The organism is Ornithinimicrobium sediminis (assembly GCF_021272345.1).
Taxonomy (GTDB): Bacteria; Actinomycetota; Actinomycetes; order Actinomycetales; family Dermatophilaceae; genus Ornithinicoccus; species Ornithinicoccus sediminis_B.
This window is the reverse complement of the sequence record NZ_JAJSDQ010000001.1, coordinates 507,385-520,375: the sequence shown is the minus strand read 5'-3', so window position 1 is coordinate 520,375 and position 12,991 is coordinate 507,385. Positions and strand designations below refer to the sequence as shown.

12 protein-coding genes and 1 tRNA gene are annotated in these 12,991 nt (G+C 71.6%); 11 read left to right on the top strand and 2 right to left on the bottom strand.

Features of this window, described 5'->3' with window-relative positions; translation table 11 throughout:
- Positions 1-56: 56 nt before the first annotated feature.
- The 6 genes from LVO85_RS02330 (at position 57) to LVO85_RS02305 (ending at position 5,410) form a co-directional block, all read left to right on the top strand.
- A complete protein-coding gene (locus tag LVO85_RS02330; RefSeq protein WP_232745782.1) occupies positions 57-1,334 on the top strand; it encodes a hypothetical protein in 1,278 nt (425 codons plus the stop codon).
- A gap of 61 nt (positions 1,335-1,395) precedes the next feature.
- A tRNA-Ala gene (locus LVO85_RS02325) sits at positions 1,396-1,471 on the top strand.
- A 185-nt stretch (positions 1,472-1,656) separates the two neighbouring features.
- Positions 1,657-2,661: an ornithine carbamoyltransferase gene (locus LVO85_RS02320; protein ID WP_232745781.1), complete on the top strand. Its 1,005-nt coding sequence runs from the start codon at positions 1,657-1,659 to the stop codon at positions 2,659-2,661.
- Positions 2,662-2,668: 7 nt separating this feature from the next.
- Positions 2,669-3,172 carry a PH domain-containing protein gene (locus LVO85_RS02315; protein ID WP_232745780.1) on the top strand — a complete coding sequence of 168 codons (504 nt, stop codon included), beginning with the start codon at positions 2,669-2,671 and terminating at the stop codon, positions 3,170-3,172.
- A 167-nt stretch (positions 3,173-3,339) separates the two neighbouring features.
- The gene (locus tag LVO85_RS02310) at positions 3,340-4,872 is read left to right on the top strand and encodes a PH domain-containing protein (RefSeq protein ID WP_232745779.1); all 1,533 of its coding nucleotides are present in this window, start codon (positions 3,340-3,342) and stop codon (positions 4,870-4,872) included.
- 220 nt (positions 4,873-5,092) lie between these two features.
- The gene (locus LVO85_RS02305) at positions 5,093-5,410 is read left to right on the top strand and encodes a tetratricopeptide repeat protein (RefSeq protein WP_232745778.1); all 318 of its coding nucleotides are present in this window, start codon (positions 5,093-5,095) and stop codon (positions 5,408-5,410) included.
- A gap of 252 nt (positions 5,411-5,662) precedes the next feature.
- On the opposite strand, the gene LVO85_RS02300 is transcribed toward LVO85_RS02305, so the two are convergent.
- Positions 5,663-7,264 carry a dolichyl-phosphate-mannose--protein mannosyltransferase gene (locus tag LVO85_RS02300; RefSeq protein ID WP_232745777.1) on the bottom strand — a complete coding sequence of 534 codons (1,602 nt, stop codon included), beginning with the start codon at positions 7,262-7,264 and terminating at the stop codon, positions 5,663-5,665.
- A gap of 52 nt (positions 7,265-7,316) precedes the next feature.
- Here LVO85_RS02300 and LVO85_RS02295 point away from each other — a divergent pair, with 52 nt between their 5' ends.
- From LVO85_RS02295 to rsmI, 4 genes are all read left to right on the top strand, one after another.
- Positions 7,317-8,012: a succinate dehydrogenase cytochrome b subunit gene (locus LVO85_RS02295; protein ID WP_232745776.1), complete on the top strand. Its 696-nt coding sequence runs from the start codon at positions 7,317-7,319 to the stop codon at positions 8,010-8,012.
- Between the two features lie 39 nt (positions 8,013-8,051).
- The gene (locus tag LVO85_RS02290) at positions 8,052-10,040 is read left to right on the top strand and encodes a fumarate reductase/succinate dehydrogenase flavoprotein subunit (protein WP_232745775.1); all 1,989 of its coding nucleotides are present in this window, start codon (positions 8,052-8,054) and stop codon (positions 10,038-10,040) included.
- Entirely contained in the window at positions 10,037-10,780 is a 744-nt protein-coding gene (locus LVO85_RS02285; protein ID WP_232745774.1) for a succinate dehydrogenase/fumarate reductase iron-sulfur subunit, read from the top strand. Before LVO85_RS02290 ends, LVO85_RS02285 begins: the two co-directional genes overlap by 4 nt.
- Positions 10,781-10,948: 168 nt before the next feature.
- On the top strand, positions 10,949-11,794 hold the full coding sequence (gene rsmI, locus LVO85_RS02280) for a 16S rRNA (cytidine(1402)-2'-O)-methyltransferase (RefSeq protein ID WP_232745773.1): 846 nt from the start codon (positions 10,949-10,951) through the stop codon (positions 11,792-11,794).
- 89 nt (positions 11,795-11,883) lie between these two features.
- Here rsmI and LVO85_RS02275 read toward each other — a convergent pair whose 3' ends face one another.
- Entirely contained in the window at positions 11,884-12,498 is a 615-nt protein-coding gene (locus LVO85_RS02275; RefSeq protein ID WP_232745772.1) for a DUF4126 domain-containing protein, read from the bottom strand.
- A 192-nt stretch (positions 12,499-12,690) separates the two neighbouring features.
- On the opposite strand from LVO85_RS02275, the gene LVO85_RS02270 reads away from it, so the two are divergent.
- Entirely contained in the window at positions 12,691-12,921 is a 231-nt protein-coding gene (locus tag LVO85_RS02270) for a hypothetical protein (RefSeq protein WP_232745771.1), read from the top strand.
- The last annotated feature ends 70 nt before the right edge of the window (positions 12,922-12,991 follow it).

Below are 12,991 nucleotides of genomic sequence, written 5' to 3'. Positions count from 1 at the left end.
ACGACACGCACGGCGGTTGCGCCGGTCGGCGCGGGCCAGCCCCTACCGTTGCAGTCGTGCCCCCCAGCAGCTTGATCTTCGTGGTCATCCTCGCGGTGTGGGCTGCCTACCTCGTGCAGCACTGGGTGCGCCGCCGGGACCACATCGCGACCGCCCGCTCCGTCGACCGCTTCTCCGAGGCGATGCGGGTGCTCGAGCGTCGCCAGCGCATGCCGCACACCGACATCTCCCGCCCCGCTCCGCGCTCGTATGCCGTGTCGCCCATCCGTCCGGCCAGCCCCGAGGTCGTCGTCAAGCACGCGTCGCCCTCGGTCCTTCCCTCGCCGGCCGCGGCGGCGGACCCGCACGACGTCGACGCGCTGGCCCGGGCGACGTCCGGCCCGGCCCTCGCCCCGACCGGTCCTGGCTCTGCTCCGGCACGTCCTGACCAGCCCCGTCCCGCAGCGGCACGTCCCGCAGCGGCACGTCCCGCAGCGGCACGTCCCGCGGCGGCACGTCCGGCCGCGGCAGCGTCCAGGACCCGCCCCGCAGCGCAACGGCGGTCGGCTCCTCGGGTCTCCTCGCCCCTGTCGTCGGTGAACGGTCGCCTGGCCGCCTTGCTCCTGAGCAGCCTGGCCATGGTGCTCGGCACCGTGCTGGGCATGCTCGGCGTCTGGCCCTGGTGGACGGCCGCTGCCGGCATCGCAGCGTTTGTGCTCACCGGCGTCATGGCCCGGCGTTCCGTGGCCCGTGCGGCGCGCAGCACTGCGCGACCCGTGCGCCGCCCCACCGCCCGGCCGGCGACCGCGCCCGCCCGCCCCTCCGCCGCACGTCCTGCCACACCGGTGGACGCACGCCCCGCCGCCACCACGCCCGGCCCCGTCCGTCCTGTCGGCGCGTCCGCCACGGGGTCCGGCGCCGAGGCGGCCCGGGCCCCGCGCCGTCCCGGCAGCCGGCCCGCCGCGACCGCGCTCGGCGGAGCCGCCGCCGCGCTGGCTGCGCGTTCGTCGACGCCCGCGCGTCCCGCGACGGGAGGGGCGACGGCTGCCCGTCGTGCCTCCGCCGGCGCGGTCTTCGACATCGACCTCGTCGAGAGCCGCCAGCCGGTCCGCAGGCCGCAGCCGAGCACGACCCCGGCCCGGCCCGTCGCACAGACCGCCCCTGGCAGCTGGCAGCCGGTGCCGGTGCCGCCGCCCACCTACACCCTCAAGGCCAAGGCACACCAGCGCCCGACCGAGCAGGTCACCGCACCGGCCCCGGCCTCCACCCCGCAGGAGGACCTGCCCTTCGACGGGCTCGCCCTCGGCTTCGCCGAGGAGTCCGAGGAGCTGCCCGCGGTGCGCACACAGCCCTGACCGGCGCGGGTTCGTCGGCGCCCATGGCGGAGTGGTAATCTCCGTAACCGCTCGACACCTTGGGGCTGTGGCGCAGTTGGTAGCGCGTCTCGTTCGCAATGAGAAGGTCAGGGGTTCGAATCCCCTCAGCTCCACCACCACGACACCCCTTCCCTCCTGCCGGAGGGGCGGGGTTGTCGCTCGTGGGCGAGGGTGCCCACCCGTCCGGGGCCGCCGCGGCGCACACACACATCCCGCCGCCGCGGAGGCCGGACAGCACGCGCGGGACCGGGAGATAGTCTCGGGCGCAGCACCGCATACCCACTGACCGAGGAGCGCCCCGATGGCGATCAACCTGCGTGGTCGCAGCCTGCTGTCGCTGCAGCACCACACGCCCGCCGAGATCCGCTACCTGCTGGACCTCGCCCGCGACCTCAAGCACGCCAAGACCACCGGCAACGAGCGGCAGATGCTCCGAGGCAAGTCGGTCGCGCTCATCTTCGAGAAGACCTCCACCCGCACCCGGTGCGCCTTCGAGGTCGCGGCTGCCGACCAGGGCGCGTCGACCACGTTCCTCGACCCCGGCTCGACGCAGATCGGACACAAGGAGTCGATCAAGGACACGGCCCGGGTGCTGGGGCGGATGTACGACGCCATCGAGTACCGCGGGTCCTCCCAGGCGCTGGTCACCGAGCTCGCCGACCACGCCGGCGTGCCGGTCTACAACGGGCTCACGGACGACTGGCACCCCACCCAGATGCTGGCGGACGTGCTCACCATGATGGAGCAGGTGCCCAAGCTGCTGGAGGACATCGGCTACGCCTACGTGGGCGACGCCCGCAACAACATGGGCAACTCGCTGCTGCTCATCGGTGCCAAGCTCGGCATGGACGTGCGCATCGGAGCACCCGCGGCCTACCAGCCGGCACCCGAGCTCGTGCAGCAGTGCCGCGAGGTCGCCGCCGGGACCGGGGCCCGCATCACCATTACCGACGACCCCCGCGAGGCGGTGTCCGGTGCCGACGCCGTGCACACCGACGTGTGGGTGTCCATGGGTGAGCCCGTCGAGGCCTGGGAGGAGCGCATCAGCGCGCTGCTGCCCTACCAGGTCAACGCGGACCTCATGGCTGCGACGGGCAACCCGAGGGCCAAGTTCATGCACTGTCTGCCCGCCTTCCACGACACGGACACCGCGGTGGGCCACGCGCTGGTGCAGCAGCACCCCGAGCTCGCCGGAGGCCTGGAGGTCACCGACGAGGTGTTCGAGTCCTCGGCCAGCGTCGTCTTCGACCAGGCGGAGAACAGGCTGCACACCATCAAGGCGCTCATGGTCGCCACTTTGGGATGATGGGCAGGTGACCACCGAGACCGTGACGCTGCGCGAGCCTGCCCACCTCGTCTCGCCGCAGGCCATCCGCTACTGGGCGCTCGGCGGACTGGTGAGCGGGGTCGTGGAGTGGGTGGTCCTGTTCGTCGCCTACTCTTTCCTCGTCCCGGACTCGTGGCAGAGCTGGGCCGGCCCCCTGGTCGCGGCCCTGGTGGTGCTGCGGATCGTGCACCTGGTGGTGATGCCGCACTGGCGCTACCGGGTGCACCGCTGGGAGGTCACGCCGACCGCGATCTACACGCGGTCCGGCTGGCTGAGCCGGGAGCAGCGGATCGCCCCGCTGTCGCGGGTGCAGACCGTGGACTCCCACCGCGGGGCCGTGATGCGGATCTTCGGGCTGTCCTCGATCACGGTCACCACGGCCTCCGCGGCCGGCCCTATCACCATCGACTGCCTCGACCAGGACGTCGCCGAGCGGGTGGTCGCCGAGCTGACCGAGATCACCGGGCGCACCCACGGCGACGCGACATGAGCGGCGGGCCCGCGGGGGAGGGCCCGCGAGACCTGCCTCCGCCCTCCGGTCTGCCGTTGCCCCCGCCCGAGGGTGAGCCGGCTCCGTTGCCGCCACCCGAGGGTGCGCCGGCCCCGCGCCCATCGCCCGAGGGCGCCCCGGCGATGCCTCCGCCGTCAGGTCCTCCCGTGCCCCTGCCGCCGCCCCCCGACCTGGTCAAGGGTGACCAGTGGCAGCGGCTGAGCCCGCGGATGCTCTTCGTCCACCCGGTGCGCACGGCCGGGCAGCTGATGGTGCCGCTGGTCATCGCCTTCTTCGGCTTCGGCGGCGCCGGCGAGGGCGGGCCCTTCTCCAACCTCGGCTTCGTGGCCTTCGCCGTGGTCGCCGTCGTGCTGCTCGGGCTCGTGCCGTGGTTCACGACCTACTACCGCATCGCCGGAGGCCAGCTGCAGGTGCGCCGGGGCCTGCTCAACAAGACGACCCTGACGGCACGGCTCGACCGGGTGCGCTCGGTCGACCTGGAGTCCTCGCTGCTGCACCGGCTGCTCGGCCTGTCCAAGGTCTCCATCGGCACCGGCGTCGACGCCACGCAGATCCCGCTCGACGCGCTGACCGTCGCGCAGGCGCGCGAGCTGCAGGACTTCCTGCTGGCACGGGCCGAGGTCACCGGGGCCGTCGAGGCCGGGGAGCACGGCGACGGGTCGCCCGCACCGGGCGCCGGCGCGGGGGTCCCGCGCTCCGGGGTGGAGCTGGCCCGCATCGACTGGTCCTGGCTGCGCTTCGCGCCCTTCAGCCTGTCCAGCCTGGTCATCGTCGCCGGCATCGGCGGTCTGGCCTCGCAGTTCGGCGGGCAGGTGCCTGTCGAGGACGTGGAGGTCGTGGAGAGCGCCTGGGACTGGGTGCGCAGCCAGACGGTGCTCTGGTTGACGCTGCTGGTGCTCGGCGGCGTGCTGGTCGCCTGGCTGGTGCTGTCGACGCTCAACTACGTCGTGCAGTGGTGGAACCTGCGGTTGACCCGGATGCCCGAAGGGGCACTGCGGCTGCAGCGGGGGCTGTTCACCACGAGGTCGACGACCATCGAGGAGGCCAAGGTGCGCGGCGTCGCGATGCGCGAGACCTTCCTGCTGCGGCTCGTCGGGGGAGCCGAGCTGATGACACTGTCGACCGGGGTCGGTGCCGACGGCACCACCAAGGTGCTCCCGCCCTCCCCGCGCCAGGTGGTCGTGGACGTGGGCCACACCGTCCTGACGGAGGACGGCCCGCTCACCATGCCGATGACGTCGCACGGGCACTACGCCTGGCTGCGGTTGCAGTACCGCGCCCAGATCCTGCCCGCGCTCCTCGCAGCCGGGACCGCCGCCGCCGTGGCCTGGCTGGACTGGGCGTGGTGGCTGCTGCCCGTGGTGTGGGCCGGGGCGGCGCTGCTGGGTGTGCTCGTGGCCCGGGAGGCGTACCGCAACCTCGGGCACGGGCTCACCGAGGCGCACCTGGTGAGCCAGCACGGAGCCCTGCTGCGGGACCGTGAGGTGCTGGAGCGGGCCGGCATCATCGGCTGGGTGGTGCGGCAGACCCTGCTGCAGCGCCGTCGAGGCCTCGCGACGCTGGTGGCGACGACCGCCGCAGGCCCGGAGTCGGTGCGCATCCACGACGTGCCGTATGCCGATGCGCTCACCCTGGCCGGTCGGGCCACCCCCGAGGTCTTCGTCGACGTGCGCGGCTGAGCACCACGGCACACCGCCGTCTCAGGGCTGCAGGTCGGGGCGGACGTCGGCATGGCCCACGGCCTGCTGCTGCCAGGCCTGCCCGACCTCCCTGAGCGGGAGCACACGGTGCGCCACCCGGCTGCTGTGAACCGCAGGCGACGTGAGCGTCGAGTGGGCGCTGTGGCAGTCGCGGCCCACCGGGAAGTCCGTGCCGACCCTGCGGGTTGACACTGGGGTGATGGACCACGACGACGACGCCGACCGCTACGACAGGGCCACCCTCGCCTTCGAGACGAAGGACTACCGCCTGGCCGCGCAGCTGCTGGAGCCGCTGGCACGCGAGCTGCCCCACCACGCCGAGGTGCAGCTGCTCCTGGCGCGCTCCTACTACCACTCCGCCCAGCTGGGACGTGCCGAGACGCTGCTGCGGGTCATCGTCGACCGCTGGCCGGACGACGCCTACGCACACCTGGTGCTCGCCCGCACGCTGCAGCGGGCCGGCCGCGCGGAGGAGGGACGGACCCACCTGATGCTCGCCGAGGCGATGGGCCTCTAGCGTTGCGAGGGAGTTTCCACCCCCGCGGAACGCGTTGCGAGGGAGTCTGCACGCGCGGTAGGCCACGGCGACAGCGACCCGGGTGCCGATGCTGCTCCGGGCCCGGGTAGGTGCAACCCCTGGCAACGCTCTGCGCGGTGTGCCACACTCCCTGGCAACGGGTGGTGAGGGGCGCAAAACCCCTGGCAACGCTCCTTGCAGCGTGGAAACTCCCTGGCAACGCGTGCTGCCACACCCCTGGCGACGTGGCGGTCAGGTCCAGAAGTCGAACCAGAGACGCCAGGTCCACTCCTCACGCGGGATGACCTGGGCGGTGTGCACGGGGTAGTACCAGAAGAACATCAGCACCGCGGCGACCGTGTAGGCCACGACCGCCACGGCCCCCCATCGGCGACGGCGGGGAGAGGCGTCCGGGGCGCCCAGCACCAGCGCCATGCAGGTCACCACCACCAGCACCAGCCACGGCACGAACGCGACGGCGTAGAAGGAGTAGATGGTGCGGGTCTGGTAGAGGAACCAGGGCAGCCACCCGGCGACGATGCCGGTCAGCGCCGCCCCCGCGCGCCAGTCGCGGCCGAAGAGCCAGAGGAACAGCACGACCACCAGCCCGGCGGTCGCCCCCCACCAGACGAAGAGGTTGCCCAGGGAGGCGATGTAGCTCACGCAGGCCTCGGCCTCGCATCCCTGCTCACCGCGCTCGGGCCACTGGGAGTAGAACAGCGTCGGCCGCCCCTGCACCGTCCAGGACCAGGGGCTGGAGGACCAGGCGTGCTCGTTCTGCAGGCCGGTGTGGAAGCTCAGCACCTCCTGGTGGTAGCTCCACAGCGAGCGCAGGCTGTCCGGCACGAGCCCGCCCGGCCCGGTCGCCGGGTTGTCCTGCGCCCACTGCCGCTTGTAGCCGCCGTCGGTGACGAACCACCCGGTCCAGGACGCGAGGTAGGTCACCAGGGCCACCGGCACCATCAGCAGGAACGCCGGTATGCCGTCGCGCACCAGGGTGCCGACCCACCAGCGCCGCACGCCGGCGGCGCGGCGGGCCCCCAGGTCCCACAGCACCGTCATGAGCCCGAAGACGGCGAGGAAGAACAGGCCCGACCACTTCGTGCCGACGGCCAGGCCCAGGCTGACCCCGGCCGCCAGGCGCCACCACCGCAGGCCCAGCGGCGGGCCGAGCGGCATACGGTCCCGTTGCGCCGCTGACAGCCGGCCCCAGCGGTGCGCGAGACGGCGCCGACCGTCCTGCCGGTCGCGGACCAGGGCCCAGAAGGCGACCAGCACCCACCACATGACGAAGATGTCGAGCAGGCCTGTGCGCGAGTGCACGAAGTGGTGGCCGTCGACGGCGAGCAGGGTGGCCGCGGCGGTGGCCAGCGCGGCGTTGTGCCAGAGGTGCCAGGCGACGCGGCCCAGCAGCAGGATGGACAGCGTGCCGACGACGGCTGCCGCGACCCGCCACCCGAAGGAGGACTCGAGCCCGAACACCCACTCGCCGGCCCCGATCATCCACTTGCCGACCGGGGGATGGACGACCAGGTCCGGGTCGGGCCCCCAGATGTCGCCGGTGCCGTTGGTGAAGAGCTCGTTGGGCTCCTCGAGGTCGTCCCGCACCTCCCGCTCGTGCCCGTAGAGGACGAGCGACCAGCCCTGCTTGACGTAGTAGGTCTCGTCGAAGACCAGGGTGTCGGGGTGCCCCAGCCGGTAGAACCGCAGCGCTCCGCCGACGACCATGGCCACCAGGGGCCCCCACCATGCCCACCGTGCCTGGCGCGGGTCCGGGGCCGCCCCGAGCAGCCGCGCCGCCAGCGAGGGCTCGGCCCGAGGGGGGCGGGTCGCGGTCGTGGTCACCCGGGACATGCTAGGCAACCTGTCTGCTCGGCAGCCGAACCCCGCCTGTACCATCGGGAACGTGGCCACTTCAACTATCTCCACGGGGGAGCGCAGAGGTGCGAGCAGCATCCTGCTGAAGTCGGTGATGGCGATCACCGGCCTGATCTTCGTCGGGTTCATCCTCGCGCACATGTACGGCAACCTGATGATCTTCGCCGGTGAGGAGGCGTTCGACGAGTACGCCGAGCACCTGCGTGAGCTCCTGACCCCGATGCTGCCCTACGGCGGTGCGCTGTGGATCCTGCGCATCGTGCTGCTGGCCAGCCTCGTCGGGCACGCCTACGCCGCCTTCGCCCTCTGGTCGCGGGCGGGCAAGGCCCGCAAGAGCAGGTATGCCGTCTCGGGCGTCGCGAAGTCGCTGTTCGTGTCCAAGGCGATGCGATGGGGCGGGGTGGCCCTGCTGCTCTTCCTGGTCTTCCACATCCTGCACTTCACGACGAACACCATCCAGATCAACGGGGACTTCGACAGCCCCGCAGCGCGTCTGGTCTCCAGCTTCGAGGTCTGGTGGGCGGTCGGCATCTACACCCTCGCGGTGCTCGCCCTCGGCATGCACCTGCTGCACGGCGTCTGGGGGGCGGGCATGACGCTGGGGCTGAACACGAGCATCGCCGCCGCCGAACGTCTGCGGATCGCTGCGGTGCTCATCGCCGTGGTCACGGTGGTCGGCTTCCTGCTGCCGCCCTTCGCGATCCTCTTCGGCATCATCCCCTGACCTGACGACCCTGCCGCACGAGCCCTGGGAGAACACGCGATGACCGAGACCCTGCCCGCCACCGAGGCGCCTGCCGACGGCCTGATCAACGGGCTCTACCGCGAGGGCATGCCGATCGCCGACAGCGTGGCGCCGTCCGGGCCGATCGCCGACCGCTGGGCGCTGCGCCAGTTCGAGGCCAAGCTCGTCAACCCGGCCAACCGGCGCAAGCTCAGCGTGATCATCGTCGGCACCGGGCTGGCCGGGGCCGCGGCGGGGGCGACCCTGGGTGAGGCGGGCTACCAGGTGAAGTCCTTCTGCTACCAGGACAGCCCGCGACGGGCGCACTCGATCGCCGCGCAGGGCGGCATCAACGCCGCCAAGAACTACAAGGGTGACGGCGACTCGGCATACCGGCTGTTCTACGACACGGTCAAGGGCGGCGACTACCGCTCCCGCGAGTCCAACGTCTACCGCCTGGCCGAGGTCAGCACCTCGATCATCGACCAGTGCGTCGCCCAGGGGGTGCCCTTCGCCCGCGAGTACGGAGGCATGCTCGACAACCGCTCGTTCGGCGGCGTGCAGGTCTCGCGAACCTTCTACGCCCGCGGACAGACCGGCCAGCAGCTGCTGATCGGCGCCTACCAGGCGCTGGAGCGGCAGATCGCGGCCGGCAGCGTGCAGATGTACTCCCGCCACGAGATGCTCGAGCTGGTGATGGTGGAGGGCGTGGCGCGCGGCATCATCGCCCGCGACATGGTGACCGGCGAGATCGAGACGCACCTGGCCGACGCGGTCGTGCTGGCCACCGGTGGCTACGGCAACGTGTTCTACCTGTCCACCAACGCGATGGGCTGCAACGTCACCGCCAACTGGCGGGCGCACCGCAAGGGCGCCTACTTCGCCAACCCCTGCTACACGCAGATCCACCCGACGTGCATCCCGGTGTCGGGGGAGTACCAGTCCAAGCTCACCCTGATGAGCGAGTCGCTGCGCAACGACGGACGCATCTGGGTGCCCAAGCGTGCCGAGGACGGCAGCAAGGACCCCCGGGAGATCCCCGAGGAGGACCGCGACTACTACCTGGAGCGGATCTACCCGGCCTTCGGCAACCTGGTGCCCCGCGACATCGCCTCGCGCGCCGCCAAGAACGTCTGCGACGAGGGCCGCGGCGTCGGTCCCGGCGGGCTGGGGGTCTACCTCGACTTCGCCGACTCCATCGAGCGCCTGGGCAAGTCGGCGGTCGAGAGCAAGTACGGCAACCTGTTCGACATGTACCAGCGGATCACGGGGGAGAACCCGTACGAGCTGCCGATGCGCATCTACCCTGCGGTGCACTACACGATGGGCGGCCTGTGGGTCGACTACGACCTGCAGTCCAACATCCCCGGGCTCTTCGTGGCCGGCGAGGCCAACTTCTCCGACCACGGGGCCAACCGGCTGGGTGCCTCCGCCCTCATGCAGGGCCTGGCCGACGGCTACTTCGTGCTGCCCAACACCATCCGCAACTACCTCGCCGAAGGGCCCTACCCCAAGATCGAGGAGAACGACCCCGCGGTCGTCGAGGCCCGCGAGCAGGTGCAGCAGCGCATCGACCACTTCCTGTCGGTCAACGGCACCCGCAGCGTGGACAGCTACCACAAGGCGCTCGGCAAGATCATGTGGGACAAGTGCGGCATGGAGCGCAGCGAGGAGGGCCTCAAGGAGGCCATCGCCGAGATCCGGGAGCTGCGCGCCGACTTCTGGCAGAACGTCCGGGTGCTCGGCTCCGCCGACACCATCAACCAGTCGCTGGAGAAGGCCGGCCGGGTGGCCGACTTCATCGAGCTCGGTGAGCTGATGTGCGTGGACGCCCTGCACCGCCGCGAGTCGTGCGGAGGCCACTTCCGGGTGGAGTCGCAGACCGAGGACGGCGAGGCCCTGCGCAAGGACGACGAGTTCGCGTATGTCGCGGCCTGGGAGTCCGGTGGTGAGGACGGTGCGCCCATCCTGCACAAGGAAGACCTCGTGTACGAGTTCGTCGAGATGAAGCAACGGAGTTACAAGTGAAGCTCACGCTCAAGATCTGGCGCCAGGGCGGTCCGTCCGCCGACGGCGAGATGGTCACCTACCCCATCGAGGGCGTGTCCGAGGACATGTCCTTCCTCGAGATGCTCGACGTACTCAACGAGGAGCTCATCGCCAAGGGCGAGGAGCCGGTCGCGTTCGACAGCGACTGCCGTGAGGGCATCTGCGGGATGTGCGGGCTGGTCATCAACGGCCAGGCCCACGGCCCGGAGGTGACCACCACCTGCCAGCTGCACATGCGCTCGTTCTCCGACGGCGACGAGATCAGCATCGAGCCGTGGCGCGCCGAGGCCTTCCCGGTGCTCAAGGACCTGTGTGTCGACCGCACCTCCTTCGACCGCATCATCCAGGCCGGCGGCTACATCTCCGCCAACACCGGAGCCGCCCCCGATGCCGCCGCGACCCTGGTGCCCAAGGACGACGCCGACCGGGCGTTCATGGGTGCGGAGTGCATCGGCTGCGGTGCGTGCGTCGCGGCCTGTCCCAACGCCTCCGGCATGCTCTTCATGGGCGCCAAGGTCACCCACCTGGGCGAGCTGCCGCAGGGCCAGCCGGAGCGCTACGCACGCGTGGTGTCGATGGTCGACCAGCACGACGCCGAGGGCTTCGGTGGCTGCACCAACCTCGGTGAGTGCTCGCGGGCCTGCCCCAAGGGCATCCCGCTCAACGTCATCTCGCAGATGAACCGGGACCTGCAGCGCGCCAAGCTCGGCAAGCACTGACCCGTTGCCAGGGGTTCTCCGGCCCGAGCATCGCGTTGCCAGGGGTTTTCCCGCCCACGCATCGCGTTGCCAGGGGTTCTCCGGCCACCGGCCCCCGGTTGCCAGGGAGATCGCGACCGCGGTGACCGGGACTGCCGGACCCAGGGCCGCTCGACGAGAGGTGCACCCGTGACCACGGACAGCGCACGGCTGGTGCTCGCGGCCACCCCCATCGGTGACGTCCGCGACGCCTCGCCGCGGCTCCTCGAGGCGCTCCGGTCGGCACCGGTCGTCGCGGCCGAGGACACCCGTCGCCTGCGCGGGCTCTGCGACCGCCTCGGCATCGCCACGACCGGACGTGTCGTCAGCTACCACGAGCACAACGAGGCCACCCGCACCACCGACCTCCTCGCCGAGCTCACCGACGGCCAGGACGTCCTGCTGGTCACCGACGCCGGCATGCCCTCGGTCTCCGACCCCGGCTACCGGCTGGTGACCGAGGCCGTGCGCCACGGCATACGCGTCACGTGCGTGCCGGGGCCGAGCGCGGTGCTCATGGCGCTGGCCGTCTCCGGCCTGCCGGTCGACCGCTTCTGCTTCGAGGGCTTCCTGCCGCGCAAGGCGGGCGAGCGCGAGCGGGCCGTGGCGGCGCTGGCGGCCGAGCCGCGCACGATGGTCTTCTTCGAGGCCCCGCACCGGCTGGCCGCGATGCTGCAGGCGCTCGGCAAGGGCCTGGGGGCGGACAGGCCCGCCGCCGTATGCCGTGAGCTCACCAAGACCTACGAGGAGGTCCGGCGCGGTGGGCTGGCCGAGCTGGCCGAGTGGGCCTCCGGAGGCGTGCGCGGTGAGGTCACCGTCGTGGTCTCCGGCGCGGTGCCGACCACGGCCGGCGACGTCGACCTGGCGGCTGCCGTGCGCGGCATCCAGCAGCGGGTGACCGACGGTGAGCGGCTCAAGGACGTGTGCCGCGAGGTCTCCGCGGCCACCGGCCTGTCCACCAAGCAGCTCTACGACGCGGTGCTGGCCGCGCGCTGAGTCGACCGGGGCGTTTACCGTCACTCACAGGGGTGCGGATGTGGTCACCCGTGACCAGAGCTGCACACCCGTCGAGAGGTGCGTCGCAGCTAGGAGTAGTACCCCGACTGGAACATGGCGGTGTCCCGTGTCTGCTTGCGTCTGCGGGCGTTGCGCCATAGGACGAAGGCCATCCACACCAGGAAGAGCAGCACGAAGACGACCAGGACCGGCAGGAAGATGGCGACCAGGCTCAGGCCCACCGAGGCGGTGTCCTCCGCGGCCGAGACCACCGGTGCGCCCAGGCCCATGGTGGTGCCGTTGACGAGAGGCCGGGCCACCGCCTTGCCGGTGTGCACGATGCCGGCGGTCACGATGCCGAGCACCACGCCCACCCACGGGTTCTCCTGGAAGAACGTCGAGCCCTGCTCGAGGTCCTCCGCAGCCTGGGTGGCGGCGAAGATGAGGCCGCCGGTGGCCGGCCGGATGAACGTGCCCACGGCGTCGTTGATGTGGTCGATCACCGCGATCTTGTCGAGCACCACCTCGCTGACCAGCAGCACCGAGGCGACACCGATCGCCCACGGCGACTCGATCCAGGCGAACTGCTCCGGCAGCGCGACGTAGTCGGTGTAGCGGGCCAGCAGCGCCACGATGAGGAACGGGATGTAGGCGTTGAGCCCGGCGGCGGCGGACAGGCCGGCACCGGTCAGAGCAGCGAGCATGCGTCCCGACCTCCCTTCCTCACACGCGTGACACCCGGGCAGGCACCCGACAACAAGTGAACCACGCACACCCTCGGACGCAGGAGGCCCCACGGAGGTTCCGCCCGCGGGGCCGCGGCACCCGTGGCCGTCATGGTGCAGAGTGGTCCGTGTCGTCGGCGACCGGCGCCGAGGGTGAGAGGGGATGTGTCCATGGCACGCATGCACCGCACGGACGCCGAGGACGACGCCCCGCGACCCCGCCCGCGACATGACCCGAGCCGGAACAAGTCACACCTCATGTCGCTGGCCGACCAGGTGGACCGCACCGGCGGACCGCCGTTCCCTCGGATGCTGCGCACCCCCCTCGGCGCCCTGCTCGCGTTCGTCCTGGTCGTGGTCGTCGTGGCGCTGGTCTTCGCGCTCGCCGGCGGTCCCGTCTGAGCGTGGCCCGAGCCCGCGCCCACGGCATACGGCTACGGCCGCCGGCGGCACGGCGGCGCCCGCGCCGCAA

What these genes read in the sequence shown, in the direction of transcription:
- LVO85_RS02290 (WP_232745775.1), top strand. Translation starts at nt 8,052, where the DNA reads ATGACCGAGACCCTGCCCGCCACCGAGGCGCCTGCCGACGGCCTGATC.
- LVO85_RS02270 (WP_232745771.1), top strand. Translation starts at nt 12,691, where the DNA reads ATGGCACGCATGCACCGCACGGACGCCGAGGACGACGCCCCGCGACCC.
- LVO85_RS02305 (WP_232745778.1), top strand. Translation starts at nt 5,093, where the DNA reads ATGGACCACGACGACGACGCCGACCGCTACGACAGGGCCACCCTCGCC.
- LVO85_RS02320 (WP_232745781.1), top strand. Translation starts at nt 1,657, where the DNA reads ATGGCGATCAACCTGCGTGGTCGCAGCCTGCTGTCGCTGCAGCACCAC.
- LVO85_RS02275 (WP_232745772.1), bottom strand. Translation starts at nt 12,498, where the DNA reads ATGCTCGCTGCTCTGACCGGTGCCGGCCTGTCCGCCGCCGCCGGGCTC.
- LVO85_RS02300 (WP_232745777.1), bottom strand. Translation starts at nt 7,264, where the DNA reads ATGTCCCGGGTGACCACGACCGCGACCCGCCCCCCTCGGGCCGAGCCC.